Source organism: Citrobacter sp. Cpo065, from assembly GCF_030332805.1.
GTDB lineage: Bacteria > Pseudomonadota > Gammaproteobacteria > Enterobacterales > Enterobacteriaceae > Citrobacter > Citrobacter portucalensis.
The window spans coordinates 1-20,968 of the sequence record NZ_JAOWHC010000022.1 but is presented as its reverse complement, the minus strand read 5'-3'; the positions used below and the strand labels follow the sequence as shown (position 1 = coordinate 20,968).

General features: G+C 50.2%; 36 protein-coding genes. 30 read left to right on the top strand and 6 right to left on the bottom strand.

Annotation, left to right across the window (positions count from 1 at the left end; translation table 11 throughout):
- Window positions 1-3: 3 nt before the first annotated feature.
- From rpsC to arfA, 24 genes are all read left to right on the top strand, one after another.
- Window positions 4-705, top strand: coding sequence for a 30S ribosomal protein S3 (gene rpsC / locus OGY68_RS05305; RefSeq protein WP_000529945.1), 702 nt, complete (start codon window positions 4-6; stop codon window positions 703-705).
- 12 nt (window positions 706-717) lie between these two features.
- Window positions 718-1,128: a 50S ribosomal protein L16 gene (gene rplP / locus OGY68_RS05300; RefSeq protein ID WP_000941208.1), complete on the top strand. Its 411-nt coding sequence runs from the start codon at window positions 718-720 to the stop codon at window positions 1,126-1,128.
- Window positions 1,128-1,319 (top strand): 50S ribosomal protein L29, encoded by a 192-nt coding sequence (gene rpmC, locus OGY68_RS05295; protein ID WP_000644742.1) that lies wholly within the window; start codon window positions 1,128-1,130, stop codon window positions 1,317-1,319. Before rplP ends, rpmC begins: the two co-directional genes overlap by 1 nt.
- Window positions 1,319-1,573 carry a 30S ribosomal protein S17 gene (gene rpsQ, locus OGY68_RS05290; protein ID WP_003031120.1) on the top strand — a complete coding sequence of 85 codons (255 nt, stop codon included), beginning with the start codon at window positions 1,319-1,321 and terminating at the stop codon, window positions 1,571-1,573. The genes rpmC and rpsQ overlap by 1 nt, the downstream gene beginning before the upstream one ends.
- A 163-nt stretch (window positions 1,574-1,736) precedes the next feature.
- Window positions 1,737-2,108, top strand: coding sequence for a 50S ribosomal protein L14 (rplN, locus tag OGY68_RS05285; protein ID WP_000613954.1), 372 nt, complete (start codon window positions 1,737-1,739; stop codon window positions 2,106-2,108).
- A 10-nt stretch (window positions 2,109-2,118) separates the two neighbouring features.
- On the top strand, window positions 2,119-2,433 hold the full coding sequence (rplX, locus tag OGY68_RS05280) for a 50S ribosomal protein L24 (protein ID WP_003031122.1): 315 nt from the start codon (window positions 2,119-2,121) through the stop codon (window positions 2,431-2,433).
- 14 nt (window positions 2,434-2,447) lie between these two features.
- The gene (gene rplE, locus OGY68_RS05275) at window positions 2,448-2,987 is read left to right on the top strand and encodes a 50S ribosomal protein L5 (RefSeq protein ID WP_003031123.1); all 540 of its coding nucleotides are present in this window, start codon (window positions 2,448-2,450) and stop codon (window positions 2,985-2,987) included.
- A 14-nt stretch (window positions 2,988-3,001) separates the two neighbouring features.
- Window positions 3,002-3,307 carry a 30S ribosomal protein S14 gene (gene rpsN / locus OGY68_RS05270; RefSeq protein WP_003031125.1) on the top strand — a complete coding sequence of 102 codons (306 nt, stop codon included), beginning with the start codon at window positions 3,002-3,004 and terminating at the stop codon, window positions 3,305-3,307.
- A 30-nt stretch (window positions 3,308-3,337) separates the two neighbouring features.
- A complete protein-coding gene (gene rpsH, locus OGY68_RS05265; protein ID WP_003031127.1) occupies window positions 3,338-3,730 on the top strand; it encodes a 30S ribosomal protein S8 in 393 nt (130 codons plus the stop codon).
- 12 nt (window positions 3,731-3,742) lie between these two features.
- Window positions 3,743-4,276, top strand: a complete 534-nt coding sequence (gene rplF, locus OGY68_RS05260) for a 50S ribosomal protein L6 (RefSeq protein WP_003031129.1) — start codon at window positions 3,743-3,745, stop codon at window positions 4,274-4,276.
- A 9-nt stretch (window positions 4,277-4,285) separates the two neighbouring features.
- Window positions 4,286-4,639 (top strand): 50S ribosomal protein L18, encoded by a 354-nt coding sequence (gene rplR, locus OGY68_RS05255; protein ID WP_000358960.1) that lies wholly within the window; start codon window positions 4,286-4,288, stop codon window positions 4,637-4,639.
- Window positions 4,640-4,653: 14 nt separating this feature from the next.
- Window positions 4,654-5,157 (top strand): 30S ribosomal protein S5, encoded by a 504-nt coding sequence (gene rpsE / locus OGY68_RS05250; RefSeq protein WP_003031131.1) that lies wholly within the window; start codon window positions 4,654-4,656, stop codon window positions 5,155-5,157.
- Window positions 5,158-5,160: 3 nt separating this feature from the next.
- Window positions 5,161-5,340, top strand: coding sequence for a 50S ribosomal protein L30 (rpmD, locus tag OGY68_RS05245; protein WP_001140434.1), 180 nt, complete (start codon window positions 5,161-5,163; stop codon window positions 5,338-5,340).
- Between the two features lie 3 nt (window positions 5,341-5,343).
- Window positions 5,344-5,778, top strand: a complete 435-nt coding sequence (gene rplO / locus OGY68_RS05240; RefSeq protein ID WP_003031132.1) for a 50S ribosomal protein L15 — start codon at window positions 5,344-5,346, stop codon at window positions 5,776-5,778.
- Window positions 5,779-5,785: 7 nt separating this feature from the next.
- Window positions 5,786-7,117 (top strand): preprotein translocase subunit SecY, encoded by a 1,332-nt coding sequence (gene secY, locus OGY68_RS05235; RefSeq protein ID WP_001118864.1) that lies wholly within the window; start codon window positions 5,786-5,788, stop codon window positions 7,115-7,117.
- Between the two features lie 30 nt (window positions 7,118-7,147).
- Window positions 7,148-7,264, top strand: coding sequence for a 50S ribosomal protein L36 (gene rpmJ, locus OGY68_RS05230; protein ID WP_000868187.1), 117 nt, complete (start codon window positions 7,148-7,150; stop codon window positions 7,262-7,264).
- A 146-nt stretch (window positions 7,265-7,410) separates the two neighbouring features.
- Window positions 7,411-7,767 carry a 30S ribosomal protein S13 gene (gene rpsM, locus OGY68_RS05225; RefSeq protein ID WP_003031135.1) on the top strand — a complete coding sequence of 119 codons (357 nt, stop codon included), beginning with the start codon at window positions 7,411-7,413 and terminating at the stop codon, window positions 7,765-7,767.
- Window positions 7,768-7,783: 16 nt separating this feature from the next.
- Window positions 7,784-8,173: a 30S ribosomal protein S11 gene (gene rpsK, locus OGY68_RS05220; protein WP_003031137.1), complete on the top strand. Its 390-nt coding sequence runs from the start codon at window positions 7,784-7,786 to the stop codon at window positions 8,171-8,173.
- Between the two features lie 33 nt (window positions 8,174-8,206).
- Complete coding sequence (rpsD, locus tag OGY68_RS05215; RefSeq protein ID WP_003031138.1) at window positions 8,207-8,827, top strand: 30S ribosomal protein S4; 621 nt, start codon at window positions 8,207-8,209, stop codon at window positions 8,825-8,827.
- 25 nt (window positions 8,828-8,852) lie between these two features.
- Entirely contained in the window at window positions 8,853-9,842 is a 990-nt protein-coding gene (locus OGY68_RS05210) for a DNA-directed RNA polymerase subunit alpha (protein WP_003031139.1), read from the top strand.
- Window positions 9,843-9,882: 40 nt separating this feature from the next.
- A complete protein-coding gene (gene rplQ, locus OGY68_RS05205; protein WP_001216370.1) occupies window positions 9,883-10,266 on the top strand; it encodes a 50S ribosomal protein L17 in 384 nt (127 codons plus the stop codon).
- A gap of 107 nt (window positions 10,267-10,373) precedes the next feature.
- Window positions 10,374-10,742, top strand: coding sequence for a DnaJ family domain-containing protein (locus OGY68_RS05200; protein ID WP_003845236.1), 369 nt, complete (start codon window positions 10,374-10,376; stop codon window positions 10,740-10,742).
- A gap of 10 nt (window positions 10,743-10,752) precedes the next feature.
- Window positions 10,753-11,178 carry a Zn(2+)-responsive transcriptional regulator gene (gene zntR / locus OGY68_RS05195; RefSeq protein WP_003031145.1) on the top strand — a complete coding sequence of 142 codons (426 nt, stop codon included), beginning with the start codon at window positions 10,753-10,755 and terminating at the stop codon, window positions 11,176-11,178.
- A gap of 57 nt (window positions 11,179-11,235) precedes the next feature.
- A complete protein-coding gene (arfA, locus tag OGY68_RS05190) occupies window positions 11,236-11,454 on the top strand; it encodes an alternative ribosome-rescue factor ArfA (protein WP_003828276.1) in 219 nt (72 codons plus the stop codon).
- Here the strand turns inward: arfA and mscL are convergent.
- The 5 genes from mscL to def form a co-directional block, all read right to left on the bottom strand.
- The gene (gene mscL / locus OGY68_RS05185; RefSeq protein ID WP_003031152.1) at window positions 11,451-11,864 is read right to left on the bottom strand and encodes a large-conductance mechanosensitive channel protein MscL; all 414 of its coding nucleotides are present in this window, start codon (window positions 11,862-11,864) and stop codon (window positions 11,451-11,453) included. The two genes, arfA and mscL, sit on opposite strands and share 4 nt — an antisense overlap.
- A gap of 141 nt (window positions 11,865-12,005) precedes the next feature.
- Window positions 12,006-13,382, bottom strand: a complete 1,377-nt coding sequence (gene trkA / locus OGY68_RS05180; protein WP_003031153.1) for a Trk system potassium transporter TrkA — start codon at window positions 13,380-13,382, stop codon at window positions 12,006-12,008.
- Between the two features lie 21 nt (window positions 13,383-13,403).
- A complete protein-coding gene (rsmB, locus tag OGY68_RS05175; protein WP_275383490.1) occupies window positions 13,404-14,693 on the bottom strand; it encodes a 16S rRNA (cytosine(967)-C(5))-methyltransferase RsmB in 1,290 nt (429 codons plus the stop codon).
- Between the two features lie 51 nt (window positions 14,694-14,744).
- Window positions 14,745-15,692: a methionyl-tRNA formyltransferase gene (gene fmt, locus OGY68_RS05170; protein WP_008786286.1), complete on the bottom strand. Its 948-nt coding sequence runs from the start codon at window positions 15,690-15,692 to the stop codon at window positions 14,745-14,747.
- A gap of 14 nt (window positions 15,693-15,706) precedes the next feature.
- Entirely contained in the window at window positions 15,707-16,216 is a 510-nt protein-coding gene (def, locus tag OGY68_RS05165) for a peptide deformylase (RefSeq protein ID WP_003828283.1), read from the bottom strand.
- Window positions 16,217-16,345: 129 nt separating this feature from the next.
- Here def and dprA point away from each other — a divergent pair, with 129 nt between their 5' ends.
- The 6 genes from dprA to OGY68_RS05135 are packed head-to-tail and all read left to right on the top strand — an operon-like array spanning window position 16,346 to window position 20,138.
- On the top strand, window positions 16,346-17,470 hold the full coding sequence (gene dprA, locus OGY68_RS05160; RefSeq protein ID WP_048215428.1) for a DNA-protecting protein DprA: 1,125 nt from the start codon (window positions 16,346-16,348) through the stop codon (window positions 17,468-17,470).
- Window positions 17,442-17,915 carry a DUF494 family protein Smg gene (gene smg, locus OGY68_RS05155; protein ID WP_003031162.1) on the top strand — a complete coding sequence of 158 codons (474 nt, stop codon included), beginning with the start codon at window positions 17,442-17,444 and terminating at the stop codon, window positions 17,913-17,915. The genes dprA and smg overlap by 29 nt, the downstream gene beginning before the upstream one ends.
- A 26-nt stretch (window positions 17,916-17,941) precedes the next feature.
- Window positions 17,942-18,484 (top strand): DNA topoisomerase family protein, encoded by a 543-nt coding sequence (locus OGY68_RS05150; RefSeq protein WP_008786284.1) that lies wholly within the window; start codon window positions 17,942-17,944, stop codon window positions 18,482-18,484.
- A 4-nt stretch (window positions 18,485-18,488) separates the two neighbouring features.
- Window positions 18,489-19,061, top strand: coding sequence for an L-threonylcarbamoyladenylate synthase type 1 TsaC (tsaC, locus tag OGY68_RS05145; protein ID WP_008786283.1), 573 nt, complete (start codon window positions 18,489-18,491; stop codon window positions 19,059-19,061).
- Window position 19,062: 1 nt separating this feature from the next.
- Window positions 19,063-19,884: a shikimate dehydrogenase gene (gene aroE / locus OGY68_RS05140; protein WP_048215430.1), complete on the top strand. Its 822-nt coding sequence runs from the start codon at window positions 19,063-19,065 to the stop codon at window positions 19,882-19,884.
- Window positions 19,881-20,138 (top strand): DUF1488 family protein, encoded by a 258-nt coding sequence (locus OGY68_RS05135; protein ID WP_008786281.1) that lies wholly within the window; start codon window positions 19,881-19,883, stop codon window positions 20,136-20,138. The genes aroE and OGY68_RS05135 overlap by 4 nt, the downstream gene beginning before the upstream one ends.
- Here OGY68_RS05135 and OGY68_RS05130 read toward each other — a convergent pair.
- Window positions 20,114-20,668 carry a gamma carbonic anhydrase family protein gene (locus OGY68_RS05130; RefSeq protein WP_048215431.1) on the bottom strand — a complete coding sequence of 185 codons (555 nt, stop codon included), beginning with the start codon at window positions 20,666-20,668 and terminating at the stop codon, window positions 20,114-20,116. The genes OGY68_RS05135 and OGY68_RS05130 overlap by 25 nt on opposite strands.
- Window positions 20,669-20,968: the final 300 nt, after the last annotated feature.

The window sequence follows — 20,968 nt, the reverse complement described above, 5'->3', positions numbered from 1 at the left end:
GCAATGGGTCAGAAAGTACATCCTAATGGTATTCGCCTGGGTATTGTAAAACCATGGAACTCAACCTGGTTTGCGAACACCAAAGAATTCGCTGACAACCTGGACAGCGATTTTAAAGTACGTCAGTACCTGACTAAGGAACTGGCTAAAGCGTCTGTATCTCGTATCGTTATCGAGCGTCCGGCTAAGAGCATCCGTGTGACCATTCACACCGCTCGCCCGGGTATCGTTATCGGTAAGAAAGGCGAAGACGTAGAAAAACTGCGCAAAGTCGTAGCGGATATTGCTGGCGTTCCTGCTCAGATCAATATCGCCGAAGTGCGTAAGCCTGAACTGGACGCAAAATTGGTTGCTGACAGCATCACTTCTCAGCTGGAACGTCGTGTTATGTTCCGTCGTGCTATGAAGCGTGCTGTACAGAACGCAATGCGTCTGGGCGCTAAAGGTATCAAAGTTGAAGTTAGCGGCCGTCTGGGCGGCGCGGAAATCGCACGTACCGAATGGTACCGCGAAGGTCGCGTACCTCTGCACACTCTGCGTGCTGACATCGACTACAACACCTCTGAAGCGCACACCACTTACGGTGTAATCGGCGTTAAAGTGTGGATCTTCAAAGGCGAGATCCTGGGTGGTATGGCTGCTGTTGAACAACCGGAAAAACCGGCTGCGCAACCTAAAAAGCAGCAGCGTAAAGGCCGTAAATAAGGAGCGTCGCTGATGTTACAACCAAAGCGTACAAAATTCCGTAAAATGCACAAAGGCCGTAACCGCGGTCTGGCTGCTGGCGCGGATGTTAGCTTCGGCAGCTTCGGTCTGAAAGCTGTTGGCCGTGGTCGTCTGACTGCCCGTCAGATCGAAGCAGCACGTCGTGCTATGACCCGTGCAGTTAAGCGTCAAGGTAAGATCTGGATCCGTGTATTCCCGGACAAACCGATCACTGAAAAGCCGCTGGCAGTGCGTATGGGTAAAGGTAAAGGTAACGTGGAGTATTGGGTTGCCTTGATTCAGCCGGGTAAAGTCCTGTATGAAATGGACGGCGTACCGGAAGAGCTGGCCCGTGAAGCATTCAAGCTGGCAGCAGCGAAACTGCCGATTAAAACCACCTTTGTAACTAAGACGGTGATGTAATGAAAGCAAAAGAGCTGCGTGAGAAGAGTGTTGAAGAGCTGAACACCGAGCTGCTGAATCTGCTGCGTGAGCAGTTCAACCTGCGTATGCAGGCTGCAAGTGGCCAGCTGCAACAGTCTCACCTGTTGAAGCAAGTGCGTCGTGACGTCGCACGCGTTAAGACTTTACTGACTGAGAAGGCGGGTGCGTAATGACCGATAAAATCCGTACTCTGCAAGGTCGCGTTGTTAGCGATAAAATGGAGAAATCCATCGTTGTTGCTATCGAACGTTTTGTGAAACACCCGATCTACGGTAAATTCATTAAGCGTACGACCAAACTGCACGTACATGACGAGAACAACGAATGCGGTACTGGTGACGTGGTTGAAATCCGCGAATGCCGTCCGCTGTCCAAGACTAAGTCCTGGACGCTGGTTCGCGTTGTAGAGAAAGCCGTTCTGTAATACAGTAGGCATTCTCAACGAATAAACGGCTCAGCGATGAGCCGTTTATTTTTTCTACCCATATCGTTGAAGCGGTGTTATAATGCCGCGCCCCCGATATGGGGCTTTTTTAACGACCTGATTTTCGGGTCTCAGTAGTAGTTGACATTAGCGGAGCACTAAAATGATCCAAGAACAGACTATGCTGAACGTCGCCGACAACTCCGGTGCACGTCGCGTAATGTGTATCAAGGTTCTGGGTGGCTCGCACCGTCGCTACGCAGGCGTCGGCGATATCATCAAGATCACCATCAAGGAAGCAATTCCGCGTGGTAAGGTCAAAAAAGGTGATGTGCTGAAGGCGGTAGTGGTGCGCACCAAGAAGGGTGTTCGTCGCCCGGACGGTTCTGTCATTCGCTTCGATGGTAATGCATGCGTTATTTTAAACAATAACAGCGAGCAACCTATCGGTACGCGTATTTTTGGGCCGGTAACTCGTGAACTTCGTAACGAGAAGTTCATGAAAATTATCTCTCTGGCACCAGAAGTACTCTAAGGAGCGAATCATGGCAGCGAAGATCCGTCGTGATGACGAAGTTATCGTGTTAACCGGTAAAGATAAAGGTAAACGCGGTAAAGTTAAGAATGTCCTGTCTTCCGGCAAGGTCATTGTTGAAGGTATCAACCTGGTTAAGAAACATCAGAAGCCGGTTCCGGCCCTGAACCAACCAGGCGGCATCGTAGAGAAAGAAGCAGCTATTCAGATCTCTAACCTTGCTATCTTCAACGCGGCAACCGGCAAGGCTGACCGTGTAGGCTTTAGATTCGAAGACGGCAAAAAAGTCCGTTTCTTCAAATCTAACAGCGAAACTATCAAGTAATTTGGAGTAGTACGATGGCGAAACTGCATGATTACTACAAAGACGAAGTAGTCGCTAAACTCATGACTGAGTTTAACTACAATTCTGTCATGCAAGTCCCTCGGGTCGAGAAGATCACCCTGAACATGGGTGTTGGTGAAGCGATCGCTGACAAGAAACTGCTGGATAACGCAGCAGCTGACCTGACAGCAATCTCCGGTCAAAAACCGCTGATCACCAAAGCACGCAAATCAGTTGCAGGCTTCAAAATCCGTCAGGGCTATCCGATCGGCTGTAAAGTAACTCTGCGTGGCGAACGCATGTGGGAGTTCTTTGAGCGCCTGATCACTATTGCTGTTCCACGTATCCGTGACTTCCGTGGCTTGTCCGCTAAGTCTTTCGACGGTCGTGGTAACTACAGCATGGGTGTCCGTGAGCAGATCATCTTCCCAGAAATCGACTACGATAAAGTCGACCGCGTGCGTGGTTTGGATATTACCATTACCACTACTGCGAAATCTGATGAAGAAGGCCGTGCTCTGCTGGCTGCCTTTGACTTCCCGTTCCGCAAGTAAGGTAGGGTTACTGAATGGCTAAGCAATCAATGAAAGCACGCGAAGTAAAGCGCGTAGCTTTAGCTGATAAGTACTTCGCAAAACGCGCTGAACTGAAAGCTATTATCTCTGATGTGAACGCGACCGACGAAGATCGTTGGAACGCAGTTCTCAAGCTGCAGTCTCTGCCGCGTGATTCCAGCCCGTCCCGTCAGCGTAACCGCTGCCGTCAAACAGGTCGTCCGCATGGCTATGTGGGCAAGTTCGGGTTGAGCCGTATCAAACTGCGTGAAGCCGCCATGCGCGGTGAAGTACCAGGCTTGAAAAAGGCTAGCTGGTAATTACCAATTGAATCACGGGAGTAAAGACAGATGAGCATGCAAGATCCGATCGCGGATATGCTGACCCGTATCCGTAACGGTCAGGCCGCGAATAAAGCTGCGGTCACCATGCCTTCCTCCAAGCTGAAAGTGGCAATTGCCAACGTGCTGAAGGAAGAAGGTTTTATTGAAGATTTTAAAGTTGAAGGCGACACCAAGCCGGAACTGGAACTTACTCTCAAGTATTTCCAGGGTAAAGCTGTTGTAGAAAGCATTCAGCGTGTCAGTCGCCCTGGTCTGCGCATTTATAAGCGTAAAGACGAGCTGCCGAAAGTTATGGCTGGCATGGGTATCGCAGTTGTTTCTACCTCTAAAGGTGTTATGACTGATCGTGCAGCGCGCCAGGCTGGTCTTGGTGGCGAAATTATCTGCTACGTAGCCTAATCGGAGGAAAAAATGTCTCGTGTTGCTAAAGCACCGGTCGTTATTCCTGCCGGCGTTGATGTAAAAATCAACGGTCAGGTTATTACGATCAAAGGTAAAAACGGCGAGCTGACTCGTACTCTCAACGATGCTGTTGCAGTAAATCATGCAGATAATGCACTGACCTTCGGTCCGCGTGATGGTTACGCTGATGGATGGGCTCAGGCTGGTACCGCGCGTGCCCTGCTGAATGCAATGGTTGTCGGTGTTACCGAAGGCTTCACTAAGAAGCTTCAGCTGGTTGGTGTAGGTTATCGTGCAGCGGTTAAAGGGAATGTAGTAAACCTGGCTTTAGGTTTCTCTCACCCAGTTGACCATCAGCTGCCTGCGGGAATCACTGCAGAATGTCCGTCTCAGACTGAAATCGTGCTGAAAGGCGCTGATAAACAGCTGATCGGTCAGGTTGCAGCAGATCTGCGCGCCTACCGTCGTCCTGAGCCTTATAAAGGCAAGGGTGTTCGTTACGCCGACGAAGTCGTGCGTACCAAAGAGGCTAAGAAGAAGTAAGGTAACACTATGGATAAGAAATCTGCTCGTATCCGTCGTGCGACCCGCGCACGCCGCAAGCTCCAGGAGCTGGGTGCAACTCGCCTGGTGGTACATCGTACCCCGCGTCATATTTACGCACAGGTAATTGCACCGAACGGTTCTGAAGTTCTGGTAGCTGCTTCTACTGTAGAAAAAGCTATCGCTGAACAATTGAAGTACACCGGTAACAAAGACGCTGCTGCAGCTGTAGGTAAAGCTGTTGCTGAACGCGCTCTGGAAAAAGGCATCAAAGATGTTTCTTTTGACCGTTCCGGGTTCCAATATCATGGTCGTGTCCAGGCACTGGCAGATGCTGCCCGTGAAGCTGGCCTTCAGTTCTAAGGTAGAGGTGTAAGATGGCTCACATCGAAAAACAAGCTGGCGAACTGCAGGAAAAGCTGATCGCGGTTAACCGCGTATCTAAAACCGTTAAAGGTGGTCGTATTTTCTCCTTCACAGCTCTGACTGTAGTTGGTGATGGTAACGGTCGCGTTGGTTTTGGTTACGGTAAAGCGCGTGAAGTTCCAGCAGCGATCCAGAAAGCGATGGAAAAAGCCCGTCGCAATATGATTAACGTCGCGCTGAACCACGGCACCCTGCAGCACCCGGTTAAGGGTACTCACACGGGTTCTCGTGTATTCATGCAGCCGGCTTCCGAAGGTACCGGTATCATCGCCGGTGGTGCAATGCGCGCCGTTCTGGAAGTCGCTGGAGTTCGTAACGTTCTGGCTAAAGCGTATGGTTCCACTAACCCGATTAACGTGGTTCGTGCAACTATCGATGGCCTGGAAAATATGAAATCTCCGGAAATGGTCGCTGCCAAGCGTGGTAAATCCGTTGAAGAAATTCTGGGGAAATAAACCATGGCAAAGACTATTAAAATTACTCAAACCCGCAGTGCAATCGGTCGTCTGCCGAAACACAAGGCAACGCTGCTTGGCCTGGGTCTGCGTCGTATTGGTCACACCGTAGAGCGCGAGGATACTCCTGCTGTTCGTGGTATGGTCAACGCGGTTTCCTTCATGGTTAAAGTTGAGGAGTAAGAGATGCGTTTAAATACTCTGTCTCCGGCCGAAGGCTCTAAAAAAGCGGCTCGCCGCCTGGGTCGTGGTATCGGTTCTGGCCTCGGTAAAACCGGTGGTCGTGGTCACAAAGGTCAGAAGTCTCGTTCTGGCGGTGGCGTACGTCGCGGTTTCGAGGGTGGTCAGATGCCTCTGTACCGTCGTCTGCCGAAATTCGGCTTCACTTCACGTAAAGCAGCGATTACAGCCGAAGTTCGTCTGTCTGACCTGGCTAAAGTTGAAGGCGGTGTTGTAGACCTGAACACGCTGAAAGCAGCTAACATTATCGGTATCCAGATCGAGTTCGCGAAAGTGATCCTGGCTGGTGAAGTCACTACTCCGGTAACTGTTCGTGGCCTGCGTGTTACTAAAGGCGCTCGTGCTGCTATCGAAGCTGCTGGCGGTAAAATCGAGGAATAAGTAGCAGATGGCTAAACAACCGGGATTAGATTTTCAAAGTGCCAAAGGTGGCTTAGGCGAGCTGAAACGCAGACTGCTGTTTGTAATCGGCGCGCTGATTGTGTTCCGTATTGGCTCTTTCATTCCGATCCCTGGTATTGATGCCGCTGTACTTGCCAAACTGCTTGAGCAACAGCGAGGCACCATCATTGAAATGTTTAACATGTTCTCTGGTGGTGCTCTCAGCCGTGCTTCTATCTTTGCTCTGGGGATCATGCCGTATATTTCGGCGTCGATCATTATCCAGCTGCTGACGGTGGTTCATCCAACGCTGGCAGAAATTAAGAAAGAAGGGGAGTCTGGTCGTCGTAAGATCAGCCAGTACACCCGCTACGGTACTCTGGTGCTGGCAATATTCCAGTCGATCGGTATTGCTACCGGTCTGCCGAATATGCCTGGTATGCAGGGCCTGGTGATGAACCCAGGCTTTGCATTCTATTTCACCGCTGTTGTAAGTCTGGTTACAGGGACGATGTTCCTGATGTGGTTGGGCGAACAGATTACTGAACGTGGTATCGGCAACGGTATCTCAATCATTATCTTCGCCGGTATTGTCGCGGGACTCCCGCCAGCCATTGCCCATACTATCGAGCAAGCGCGTCAAGGCGACCTGCACTTCCTCGTGTTGCTGTTGGTTGCAGTATTAGTATTCGCAGTGACGTTCTTTGTTGTATTTGTTGAGCGTGGTCAACGCCGTATTGTGGTAAACTACGCGAAACGTCAGCAAGGTCGTCGTGTCTATGCTGCACAGAGCACACATTTACCGCTGAAAGTGAATATGGCGGGGGTAATCCCGGCAATCTTCGCTTCCAGTATTATTCTGTTCCCGGCGACCATCGCGTCATGGTTCGGGGGCGGGACTGGTTGGAACTGGCTGACAACAATTTCGCTGTATTTGCAGCCTGGGCAACCGCTTTATGTGTTACTCTATGCGTCTGCAATCATATTCTTCTGTTTCTTCTACACGGCGTTGGTTTTCAACCCGCGTGAAACAGCAGATAACCTGAAGAAGTCCGGTGCATTTGTACCAGGAATTCGTCCGGGAGAGCAAACGGCGAAGTATATCGATAAAGTAATGACCCGCCTGACTTTGGTTGGTGCGCTCTACATTACCTTTATCTGCCTGATCCCGGAGTTCATGCGTGATGCAATGAAAGTACCGTTCTACTTCGGTGGGACCTCACTGCTTATCGTTGTTGTCGTGATTATGGACTTTATGGCTCAAGTGCAAACTCTGATGATGTCAAGTCAGTACGAGTCTGCATTGAAGAAGGCGAATCTGAAAGGCTACGGCCGTTAACAGTCGCCCGAGAAGTTACGGAGAGTAAAAATGAAAGTTCGTGCTTCCGTCAAGAAATTATGCCGTAACTGCAAAATCGTTAAGCGTGATGGTGTCATCCGTGTGATTTGCAGTGCCGAGCCGAAGCATAAACAGCGCCAAGGCTGATTTATTCGCATATTTTTCTTGCAAAGTTGGGTTGAGCTGGCTAGATTAGCCAGCCAATCTTTTGTATGTCTGTGCGTTTCCATTTGAGTATCCTGAAAACGGGCTTTTCAGCATGGTGCGTACATATTAAATAGTAGGAGTGCATAGTGGCCCGTATAGCAGGCATTAACATTCCTGATCAGAAACATGCTGTGATCGCATTAACTTCGATCTACGGCGTCGGCAAGACCCGTTCTAAAGCCATTCTGGCTGCCGCGGGTATCGCTGAAGATGTTAAGATCAGTGAGCTGTCTGAAGAACAAATCGACACGCTGCGTGACGAAGTTGCCAAATTTGTCGTTGAAGGTGATCTGCGCCGTGAAGTTAGCATGAGCATCAAGCGCCTTATGGACCTTGGTTGCTATCGCGGTTTGCGTCATCGTCGTGGTCTCCCGGTTCGCGGTCAGCGTACCAAGACCAACGCACGTACCCGTAAGGGTCCGCGCAAACCGATCAAGAAATAATCGGGGTGATTGAATAATGGCAAAGGCACCAATTCGTGCACGTAAACGTGTAAGAAAACAAGTCTCTGACGGCGTGGCTCATATCCATGCTTCTTTTAACAACACCATCGTTACCATTACTGATCGTCAGGGTAACGCACTGGGTTGGGCAACAGCCGGTGGTTCCGGTTTCCGTGGTTCTCGCAAATCCACTCCGTTTGCAGCTCAGGTTGCAGCAGAGCGTTGCGCTGAAGCCGTAAAAGAATACGGTATCAAGAATCTGGAAGTTATGGTCAAAGGACCGGGTCCAGGTCGCGAATCTACTGTTCGTGCTCTGAACGCCGCTGGTTTCCGCATCACTAATATTACTGATGTGACTCCGATCCCTCATAACGGTTGTCGTCCGCCGAAAAAACGTCGCGTATAACGCTGTCGTTTCTAGGATTGTTGGAGAAAGAAAATGGCAAGATATTTGGGTCCTAAGCTCAAGCTGAGCCGTCGTGAGGGCACTGACTTATTCCTTAAGTCTGGCGTTCGCGCGATCGATACCAAGTGTAAAATTGAACAAGCTCCTGGCCAGCACGGTGCGCGTAAACCGCGTCTGTCTGACTATGGTGTGCAGTTGCGTGAAAAGCAAAAAGTTCGCCGTATCTACGGTGTGCTGGAGCGTCAGTTCCGTAACTACTACAAAGAAGCAGCGCGTCTGAAAGGCAACACCGGTGAAAACCTGTTGGGTCTGCTGGAAGGTCGTCTGGACAACGTTGTATACCGTATGGGCTTCGGTGCCACTCGTGCAGAAGCACGTCAGCTGGTCAGCCATAAAGCAATTATGGTAAACGGTCGTGTTGTTAACATCGCTTCTTATCAGGTTAGTCCGAATGACGTTGTTAGCATTCGTGAGAAAGCGAAGAAGCAGTCTCGCGTGAAAGCCGCTCTGGAGCTGGCTGAGCAGCGTGAAAAGCCAACCTGGCTGGAAGTTGATGCTGGCAAGATGGAAGGTACGTTCAAGCGTAAGCCGGAGCGTTCTGATCTGTCTGCGGACATTAACGAACACCTGATCGTCGAGCTTTACTCCAAGTAAAGCTTAGTACCAAAGAGAGGACACAATGCAGGGTTCTGTGACAGAGTTTCTAAAACCGCGCCTGGTAGATATCGAGCAAGTGAGTTCGACGCACGCCAAGGTGACCCTTGAGCCTTTAGAGCGTGGCTTTGGCCATACTTTGGGTAACGCACTGCGCCGTATTCTGCTCTCATCGATGCCGGGTTGCGCGGTGACCGAGGTTGAGATTGATGGTGTACTACATGAGTACAGCACCAAAGAAGGCGTTCAGGAAGATATCCTGGAAATCCTGCTCAACCTGAAAGGGCTGGCGGTGAGAGTTCAGGGTAAAGATGACGTTATTCTTACCTTGAATAAATCTGGCATTGGCCCTGTGACTGCAGCCGACATTACCCATGATGGTGATGTCGAAATCGTCAAGCCACAGCACGTGATCTGCCACCTGACCGATGAGAATGCATCTATTAGCATGCGTATCAAAGTTCAGCGCGGTCGTGGTTATGTGCCGGCTTCTACCCGAATTCATTCGGAAGAAGATGAGCGCCCAATCGGCCGTCTGCTGGTCGACGCATGCTACAGCCCTGTAGAGCGTATTGCCTACAATGTTGAAGCAGCGCGTGTAGAACAGCGTACCGACCTGGACAAGCTGGTCATCGAAATGGAAACCAACGGCACAATCGATCCTGAAGAGGCGATTCGTCGTGCGGCAACCATTCTGGCTGAACAACTGGAAGCTTTCGTTGATTTACGTGATGTACGTCAGCCGGAAGTTAAAGAAGAGAAACCAGAATTCGATCCGATCCTGCTGCGCCCTGTTGACGATCTGGAATTGACTGTCCGCTCTGCTAACTGCCTCAAAGCAGAAGCTATCCACTATATCGGTGATCTGGTACAGCGTACTGAGGTTGAGCTTCTTAAGACGCCTAACCTTGGTAAAAAATCTCTTACCGAGATTAAAGACGTGCTGGCTTCCCGTGGACTGTCTCTGGGTATGCGCCTGGAAAACTGGCCACCGGCAAGCATCGCTGACGAGTAACCGGATCACAGGTTAAGGTTTTACTGAGAAGGATAAGGTCATGCGCCATCGTAAGAGTGGTCGTCAACTGAACCGCAACAGCAGCCATCGCCAGGCTATGTTCCGCAATATGGCAGGTTCACTGGTTCGTCATGAAATCATCAAGACGACTCTGCCGAAAGCGAAAGAGCTGCGTCGCGTAGTTGAGCCGCTGATTACTCTTGCCAAGACTGATAGCGTAGCTAATCGTCGTCTGGCATTCGCCCGTACTCGTGATAACGAGATCGTGGCAAAACTGTTTAACGAACTGGGCCCGCGTTTTGCGAGCCGCGCCGGTGGTTACACTCGCATTCTGAAGTGTGGTTTCCGTGCAGGCGACAACGCGCCGATGGCATACATCGAGCTGGTTGATCGTTCAGAGAAAACAGAAGCTGCTGCAGAGTAATCTGTAGTAACGTAAAAAAACCCGCCTCGGCGGGTTTTTTTATATCCGTCATATCCCCACTTATCTACAATATCTGTACTCTTTTTGTTCATCCCCTGGAGTGTTGTATGTGGTTACTGGACCAGTGGGCAGAGCGCCATATTATTGATGCACAGTCTAAAGGCGAGTTTGATGATTTACCGGGAACGGGCGAACCGCTGACTCTTGACGATGACTCCCATGTCCCGCCTGAACTCCGAGCCGGATACCGTTTATTAAAAAATGCAGGTTGCCTTCCTCCTGAGCTCGAGCAACGCAGAGAGGCAATACAGCTGCTTGAAATACTCGCGGGGATCCGCAAAGATGATCCCAGTTATCCTGAGGTGAGCCGAAGACTGTCGCTACTGGAACTTAAACTTCGGCAGGCTGGACTCAGCACCGAGTTTTTGCGCGGTGACTACGCAGATAAGCTGCTAAAAAAGATCAACGATGAATAGCGGAGAGAGCATGTACCGAATTGGTGAAATAGCGAAACTGGCTGACGTGACGCCGGATACTATCCGCTACTATGAAAAGCAGCAGATGATGGAGCATGAAGTGCGTACTGAAGGTGGATTTCGCCTCTATACAGAAAGCGATCTTCAGCGCTTGAAGTTTATTCGTTATGCCCGGCAGCTAGGTTTCACTCTGGAGTCGATCCGTGAATTGCTTTCGATCCGGGTTGATCCCGAACACCATACTTGTCAGGAATCAAAAGGGATCGTCCAGGAAAGACTGCAAGAAGTCGAAGCCCGCATTGCTGAACTTCAGACGATGCAGCGGTCACTGCAGCGATTGAATGATGCATGCTGCGGCAAGGCACACAGCAGCGTGTACTGCTCTATTCTTGAAGCTCTTGAGCAAGGCGCCAGCGGAACAACATCAGGCTGTTGATTTCTTGAACTGCCAGGTCTACACTCGCGGCGTAAATTACTACAAACTGGAGATAGTATGAGTCGTTATCAGCACACCAAAGGGCAGATAAAGGACAACGCCATTGAGGCGCTTCTGCATGACCCACTGTTCAGACAGCGCGTTGAGAAAAATAAGAAAGGGAAAGGAAGTTATCTGCGAAAAGGCAAACATGGCAATCGGGGTAACTGGGAGGCCAGTGGCAAGAAAGTAATTAACTTTTTTACCACTGGCCTTCTTGTTTCAGTGAGTGCTTAAGAGCGGTTATTCTGTTCTTTCAGCAGGTCACGAATTTCACTTAGCAATACTTCTTCTTTCGATGGAGCTGGCGGTGCTGCCGGCTCTTCCGCTTTTTTACGGTTCAGTTTGTTGATCAGTTTGATTGCCATAAAGATAGCAAACGCAACAATAATGAAATCGAATACATTCTGAATAAATACACCGTAATGCATGACCACGGCAGGGATGTCTCCCTGTGCATCACGTAGCGTTAAAGCAAACTGTTTAAAATCAATTCCACCAATTAACAGCCCCAGCGGCGGCATAATGATATCGGCAACCAGTGATGAAACAATCTTACCGAATGCCGCACCAATAATGACACCCACTGCCAAATCGACAACATTCCCGCGCATCGCGAATTCGCGAAACTCTTTAATAATGCTCATTTTATTCTCCCTATGCAGCTGACGTTTATAAGTTTAACAAATGTTTAGGCAATTTCCATTTATGTATTGCCGAAAGGAAAATTTATTAGACCATGAAAAATAAAGGGAAATAAAAAGGGCGCTGTATTAGCGCCCAAATTATTACAGGAAGAAAGGACTTGGCTGGAATAGTCGCTCGACGTCGGTAATAAACTTTTTATCTGTCAGGAACATAATTACGTGATCGCCCTGCTCAATGCGCAGGTTATCGTTGGCAATCATGACATCGTTACCACGTACAACGGCGCCAATAATGGTTCCGGGCGGAAGTTTAATTTCATCAATTGAACGCCCTACAACTCTCGACGTCGTTTCATCCCCGTGTGCGACGGCTTCAATGGCTTCCGCGACGCCACGGCGAAGTGAAGAAACGCCAACAATATCAGCTTTACGCACGTGGCTCAGCAGCGCGGAGATGGTCGCCTGCTGCGGTGAAATCGCAATATCGATCACGCTGCCTTGCACCAGATCGACGTATGCTCTGCGCTGGATCAACACCATTACTTTCTTGGCACCCATCCGTTTGGCAAGCATCGCCGACATGATATTTGCTTCATCATCGTTGGTCACTGCGATGAACAGATCAACCTGATCGATATGTTCTTCTGCCAGCAGCTCTTGATCCGAGGCATCACCAAAAAAGACGATCGTATTTTGCAGTTTCTCCGCAAGCTCCGATGCGCGTTGTTGATTACGTTCGATCAGTTTGACGCTGTAATCTTTTTCCAGACGACGTGCCAGACCAGCGCCGATATTACCGCCACCCACTAACATAATGCGTTTGTACGGTTTTTCCAGACGCTGCAGTTCGCTCATTACGGCGCGTATATGCTGTGATGCCGCAATAAAGAAGACTTCATCACCCGCTTCAACGATCGTAGAACCTTGCGGACGGATCGGTCGGTCATGACGGAAAATCGCTGCAACGCGGGTGTCGATGTGCGGCATATGCTCACGCATTGTTGACAGCGCATTACCAATAAGCGGCCCGCCGTAATAGGCCTTTACTACTGCCAGACTGACTTTACCTTCGGCAAAATTCACCACCTGCAATGCGCCCGGATATTCAATCAGGCGATAAATGCTATCGATAACCAGTTGCTCAGGTGCAATCAGATGATCGATTGGTACCGCATCGGATTGGAACAGCTTGTCGGCATCGCGAACGTAATCTGGTGAACGAATACGGGCGATGCGATTAGGCGTATTAAACAGTGAATAAGCTACCTGGCAGGCAACCATATTTGTTTCATCTGAGCTGGTTACGGCAACCAGCATATCGGCATCGTCGGCACCGGCTTCACGCAATACGCGGGGATGCGAACCATGCCCTTGCACGACACGGAGATCAAACTTGTCCTGCAGGCTGCGCAGGCGCTCGCCATTGGTATCGACTACCGTGATATCGTTGTTCTCTCCGACCAGGTTTTCAGCCAGCGTACCGCCAACTTGCCCTGCGCCCAGAATGATAATTTTCATCAGTCGCGACCCGTTATCTCATCACTTTTTGATTAGCTTAGCGTAAAAGAAGCCATCGCCATCTTCCGCACCCGGTAAATTCTGACGTCCGGGTTTTTCCGGCGTACCGGTTTCGCTTAATACCGCATCCGGTGTGCGTGCCAGGAAGGCGGCAATTTGCTGTTGGTTCTCTTCTGGCAGGATAGAGCACGTTGCATACACCAGCGTGCCGCCAGATTTAAGATGTGACCAGGTAGTATTCAGGATCTCAGCCTGCAATTGGGCAAGTTCGGCAATATCCCGGTCGCGGCGCAGCCATTTGATATCCGGATGGCGACGGATCACCCCGGTAGCAGAACATGGAGCGTCCAGCAAAATACGGTCAAACTGTTGTTCACCGCACCACTGCTGTGGATAGCGGCCATCCCCCTGTTTTACGGTTGCCTTCATGCCCAGACGTTTCAGATTGTCGTAAACGCGCGATAAGCGTTTTTCATCCACATCGACGGCCATGACGTTAGCTAGCGGAGCAACTTCCAGAATGTGAGTGGTTTTACCGCCCGGCGCACAGCACAGGTCGAGGATCTGTTCACCGTCCTCCGGCAACAGATAATTTACGCATCCTTGAGCGGAGGCATCCTGAACGGTGACCCAACCTTCGTCAAAACCAGGGAGGGCGTGAACTGGAGCCGGTGTTTCCAGACGCACTGCATCCGGGTAGTCTGGATGCGGAAAACCTGTTAATCCCGCTTCGGTAAGCAGGTCTAGCCAGGCGTCGCGAGTATGGTGATTACGATTGACTCGTAGCCACATCGGCGGTCGCTGGTTATTGGCTTCAAGAATGGCTTCCCACTTCTGCGGATACGCACTCTTAATACGTTTCACCAGCCAGGAGGGGTGTAAGAAGCGCAAATCGCTTTGCGCAAACTCGGCCAGCAGTTCATCCTGACGGCGTTGAAACTGGCGCAGTACGCCGTTGATCAGCCCTTTCAGCTGTGGACGCTTAATAACGACCGCGCCTTCTACGGTCTCAGCTAACGCAGCGTGTGCTGGAATACGAGTATGCAACAGTTGGTAGAAGCCCACCATGATCAGGTAGTGAACGGTGCGCTGTTTGCCCGTCATTGGACGTTCCATCAGTTGCTGGATCATCCACTCCAGTTGAGAGAGTGTACGCAATACGCCGAAGCAAAGTTCCTGTAACAGTGCTTTGTCTTTATCGGCAACTTTTTGCTGCATGGCGGGCAGCACGTTACTTAGTGATTGTCCTTTCTCGACAACCTGTTCGACGGCCTGGGCCGTCATACTGCGTAAATTAAGATGTTTTTTCATAAGCGCAAAAATAAAAATGCCCGGAGACACCGGGCTTAAAGAGATGAACCGTCAGGCCAGACGGTTTCCGGGCACGAACCACTCCCGGCGCGAATTAAGCAGATCCTGCGCGCTCATGGCTTTTTTACCGGCAGGCTGCAAAGAGATAAGATTCAGAATGCCGTCGCCTGTTGCGACCTGGATACCCTGCTTTGTCGCCTCTAGAATGGTGCCTGGCTCGGCCTGGGTGTTTACAGCAATAACCGAAGCTTGCCAGACTTTCACTGGCTGACCATCGATTTCAAGCCAGCTCATTGGCCAGGGGTTAAAGGCGCGGATGCAGCGTTCCAATTGAACAGCCGAAAGCGACCAGTCGATACGGGCCTCTTCTTTGCTGAGTTTTTCTGCATGCGTAACCAGTGATTCGTCTTGTACCACCGGTTTTATTGTACCGGCAGCCAGCTGTTTTAGCGTTTCAATCAGCCCCTGAGGCCCCAGGTCTGCCAGCTTGTCATATAACGAACCGCTGGTATCTTCTGCCGTAATTGGGCAGGACAGCTTCAGCAGCATATCACCGGTGTCGAGGCCAACATCCATCTGCATGATGGTAACACCGGTTTCGGCGTCGCCTGCCCACAGTGAGCGCTGGATCGGTGCTGCACCCCGCCAGCGCGGAAGCAGGGAACCGTGAACGTTGATACAACCCAGGCGCGGCATTTCCAGTACGGCTTTTGGCAGAATCAGGCCATATGCCACCACCACCATCACGTCTGCGTGTAAATCAGCAACCAACTGCTGGTTTTCCTGAGGGCGAAGAGAGACGGGTTGAAAGACCGGTATCCCTTTTTCTTCTGCCAGCACTTTTACCGGGCTGGGCATCAGCTTTTTACCGCGTCCCGCCGGGCGGTCCGGTTGGGTAAACACGCCAACGACGTTATGTCCAGAAGACAGCAGCGCGTCGAGATGACGCGCTGCAAAGTCAGGTGTACCCGCAAAAATAATACGTAGTGAGTCTGACACGTTGATCCTTGTCCTTAAGCTCGGGCGTTCAGGCGGTCGAGTTTTTCAACTTTCTGACGAATGCGTTGTTGCTTCAACGGAGACAGATAATCGATAAATAGTTTACCGACCAGGTGATCCATTTCATGTTGAATGCAGATAGCGAGCAGGCCATCGGCTTCCAGTTCAAAAGATTTGCCGTCGCGATCGAGCGCACGAATTTTTACTTTCTCTGCACGCGGTACTAACGCACGCTGTTCAGGAATAGACAGACAGCCTTCTTCAATGCCGGTTTCGCCGTCTTTTTCCAGCAGTTCTGGGTTAATGAGTACCAACTGCTCATCGCGATTTTCAGAGACATCAATAACAATGATGCGCTGATGAATATCGACCTGTGTTGCTGCCAGACCGATACCTTCTTCGGCGTACATCGTTTCGAACATATCATCAACGATACGCTGAATTTCTGCATTCACTTCTTCAACCGGTTTTGCGACTTTGCGAAGGCGCTCGTCCGGAATATGTAACACTTGCAAAACTGACATAGTTATCCAGAGTTGAGTTCAGGAGTTGAAAAGATTATTACCTCTATTCTAGACAAAACCCCCTCTGATTGACAGCATCAGTGACCAATCGCAAAGATTGCCAGGACTGCTTGTGGCAGGGGAACAGGGATGACCCAAATCGAAATTTGGCTACGTTTAGCGCAAGTGAATGAACTGTATGGTGATGAGATAGTGCGCGTTGCTCACTGGCTCAATACTCAACCGTGCATTAACAACGCGGTACTCTTGCAGGCAGGATTCTCTCCACGCCAGGCAAGACGCTTTTTAACCTTTTCAGATCTGACGCTGGAAAAAACGCTGCGCTGGCTTGAACAGCCTAACCACCATTTTGTGGTTGCCGACAGCGAGCATTATCCGCCACAGCTCCGTGCGATTGAGGATTATCCTGGGGTGCTTTTTGTTGCAGGAGCTCCCGCATGCCTCCACTCATTTCAAGTTGCCGTTGTCGGTAGTCGACAACATTCATGGTATGGCGAACGCTGGGGACGGTTGTTTTGTGAAAAGCTTGCTGCATGTGGGGTGACGATCACCAGCGGTCTGGCCCGGGGGATTGATGGCGTGGCGCACAATGCTGCGATAAACCGACAAGGCACAAGTATTGCGGTGCTGGGAAATGGACTTGAGACCATTCATCCACGGCAGCATATCCGTCTTGCGGAGCGACTTATTGAGGCTGGGGGCGCACTGGTGTCTGAGTTCCCATTAGATATGCTCCCTTTGCCGCGCAATTTTCCCCGACGAAATCGCATTATCAGTGGTCTAAGTAAAGGTGTACTGGTTGTCGAAGCTGCACAGCGTAGCGGGTCGCTGGTTACTGCTCGCTGTGCAATTGAACAAGGGCGAGAGGTGTTTGCTTTACCTGGGCCGATTGGGAGCCCGGGAAGTGAAGGCCCGCATTGGCTTATTCAGCAGGGAGCCATGCTTGTGACGACACCAGAGGAAATTCTTGAAAATTTGCAATATGGGCTGCAATGGTTGCCAGATGAACCTGAAAAATCAATTTATTCGCCAGATCACGAAGAGGTGGCATTGCCATTTCCGGAGCTCCTGGCTAACGTAGGAGATGAGGTAACACCTGTTGACGTCGTCGCTGAACGTGCCGGCCAACCTGTGCCAGAGGTAGTGGCTCAACTGCTCGAACTGGAGTTAGCAGGGTGGATCGCAGCTGTACCCGGCGGCTATGTCCGATTGAGGAGGGCATGCCATGTTCGACGTACTAATGTATTTGTTTGAGACATATATCCATAACGAAGCTGAGCTGCGTGTGGATCAGGACAAACTGGAACGGGATCTTACCGACGCTGGTTTTGATCGTGAAGACATTTACAACGCGTTACTTTGGCTGGAGAAGCTTGCTGACTATCAGGATGGCCTTGCTGAACCTATGCAGCTGGCATCGGACCCTCTTTCTATACGTATTTATACTGCGGAAGAGTGCGATCGACTGGATGCAAGCTGTAGAGGATTCCTGCTATTCCTGGAGCAGATTCAGGTGCTAAACCTCGAAACGCGAGAAATGGTTATTGAGCGCGTACTCGCGCTAGATACGGCAGAGTTCGATCTGGAAGACCTGAAGTGGGTGATTCTGATGGTGCTATTCAACATTCCAGGTTGTGAAAATGCCTATCAGCAAATGGAAGAATTACTCTTTGAAGTGAATGAAGGTATGCTGCATTAATCAATCTTCATTCAGTATGAGTTGTTATGGCTAAATCAGCACTGTTCACGGTGCGTAAAAACGAGCCCTGCCCACAATGCGGGGCTGAACTGGTTATTCGTTCCGGGAAACACGGTCCGTTTCTCGGTTGTTCACACTATCCAGAATGCGATTACATCCGTCCGCTGAAATCTTCCGCGGACGGACATGTTGTCAAAGTTCTGGAGGGTAAGCTTTGTCCTGCATGTGGCGCTGAGCTGGTGCTGAGACAGGGACGATTCGGTATGTTTATTGGATGCAGTGACTATCCTGCGTGCGATCACACCGAGCTCATCGACAAGCCTGATGAAACAGCAATAGTCTGTCCTCAATGCCAGACTGGTCATCTTGTCCAGCGGCGTTCCCGTTATGGCAAAACCTTTTACTCCTGCGATCGCTATCCGGAGTGCCAGTTTGTCATTAACTTCAAACCGTTAGCCGGAGAATGTCCTGAGTGTCATTATCCGCTTCTCATCGAAAAGAAAACCGCGCAGGGTGTGAAGCATTTCTGTGCCAGTAAACAATGTGGAAAGCCGATTTCGGCGGAATAAAAAAGTGAATAATAGCCTGCCCACAGACGCTATCGCTGCGGCGATAGCGGTTCTGAAACAAGAAAAAGTCATCGCCTATCCAACTGAAGCTGTATTTGGTGTCGGCTGCGACCCCGATAGCGAAACGGCTGTAACCCGTTTGTTGGCGCTAAAACAACGTCCGGTCGATAAAGGGTTAATTTTAATCGCGTCAAACTTTGAACAACTTAAACCATATATCGACGATAGCATGCTCACCGATGCTCAACGTGACGCTGTTTTCGCCCGTTGGCCTGGTCCTGTTACCTTCGTTTTCCCAGCGCTTGCGACAACGCCACGCTGGTTGACCGGGCGCTTTGATTCTCTGGCTGTTCGCGTCACCGATCACCCGCTGGTGGTTGCGTTGTGCCAGGCTTATGGCAAACCGTTAGTTTCTACCAGTGCTAATTTGAGTGGCTTACCGCCTTGCAGAACGGTAGAGGAAGTTCGCGCACAGTTCGGTACAGACTTTCCCGTGGTTGAAGGGGAGACCGGGGGGCGTTTGAATCCTTCGGAGATCCGTGATGCTCTGACAGGTGAACAGTTTCGACAGGGGTAATATGAAAGAAGCCTATGCTGTTTTTGGTAATCCGATAGCGCACAGTAAATCGCCCTTTATTCATCAGCAATTTGCAGAGCAGCTGAAGATTGATCACTCCTATGGGCGTGTACTGGCGCCTATCAATGATTTTGTGAATACGCTGAACGCTTTTTTTGCTGAGGGCGGGAAGGGGGCAAATGTCACCGTGCCTTTTAAAGAAGAGGCATTTGCACGTGCCGATGAACTAACGGAGCGGGCATCGCTTGCTGGAGCCGTCAATACCCTTAAACGGCTGGAGGATGGACGTTTACTGGGAGACAACACGGATGGTATCGGCTTGTTGAGCGATCTTGAGCGTTTATCTTTTATTCGTCCCGGATCGCGAGTTCTGTTGATTGGTGCGGGTGGTGCATCCCGTGGAGTTTTATTACCTCTTCTTTCTATGGATTGTGCGGTGACTATTGTTAACCGTACCGCTTCGCGCGCTGAAGAACTGGCACAAATCTTCTCCCATACCGGCAGCGTACAGGCGGTAGGAATGGACGAGCTTGATAATTACAGTTTTGATCTAATTATTAACGCGACATCCAGCGGAATTAGCGGTGAGATACCGGCTATTCCGACATCTCTTATTCACCCATCTGTCTATTGTTATGACATGTTTTATCAGAAAGGAGATACACCGTTCCTCTCCTGGTGTGCCGAACATGGGGCGAAACAATATGCTGATGGCCTGGGTATGCTGGTGGGGCAAGCAGCGCACGCCGTTTTACTCTGGCATGGGGTTTTGCCGCAGATTGAACCCGTCATTAAAAGCATGCAGCAGGAATTGTCGGCATGAATCAGGCGATCCAGTTTCCCGATCGAGAAGAATGGCGCACGGATGTCAACGCCGTTGTGTTTCCGGCGATGGTTCATGGTATGCAGTTAACATGTGCCATCTCTGGAGAGATGCTGGCGTCCCGCTTTGGCGGCGACACGCCTGAACAGTGGTTGGAAATCTTTCAACAGCATCGCTGGGATCTGGAAGAAGAAGCTGAAGGATTGATCCAGGCCCAGCAGGAAGATGCTCAAGGTTGGGTTTGGTTACTCTGACTTAAATATTCATCTTTCCACTTAACATAGTTGTTAGCTGAATATTGTAAGCCTGCTTTCTCTTCATCGCTTAATGGACGGATTTGTTTAACCGGGCTTCCCAGGTACAGATACCCGCTTTCCAGGCGTTTGTTTTGGGGAACCAGGCTCCCAGCCCCAATCATAACGTCGTCTTCTACTACCACGCCATCCAGCAGAATCGAACCCATGCCGACTAATACGCGGTTGCCAATGATACAGCCGTGTAGCATGACCTTATGACCGACCGTTACATCCTCACCCACGATCAATGGATTACCCTGCGGATTAGACGTGGATTTATGTGTGACATGGAGAACGCTGCCGTCCTGAATGTTTGTACGGGCACCAATTTGTACATAGTTAACGTCGCCACGAATGGCAACCAGTGGCCAAATTCCGACATCATCAGCCAAACGGGCATCACCAATGACGACACTGCTGGTGTCGATCATTACGCGATTTCCGATCTGTGGGAAAAGATCCTTATAAGGACGCAGTACATCAGACATGTTTACCTCAACGAAAATAGAGCAGTAATGAAGACTTTGGTTGGATTATTGAGACTGTGCAAGTGGTTTAGCTATCAAAAATCAGCCAAATTGCGCAGGAATGTAGCGAAAGGAGTGAAAAACAAGCATTCAGAAAAAAAGATCCAAAAAATACTTGTGCTAAAAAATGGGATCCCTATAATGCGCCTCCATCGACACGGCGGATGTGAATCACTTCACGCAAACAGCCGGTTCGGTTGAAGAGAAAAACCTGAAAATGAGGGTTGACTCTGAAAGAGGAAAGCGTAATATACGCCACCT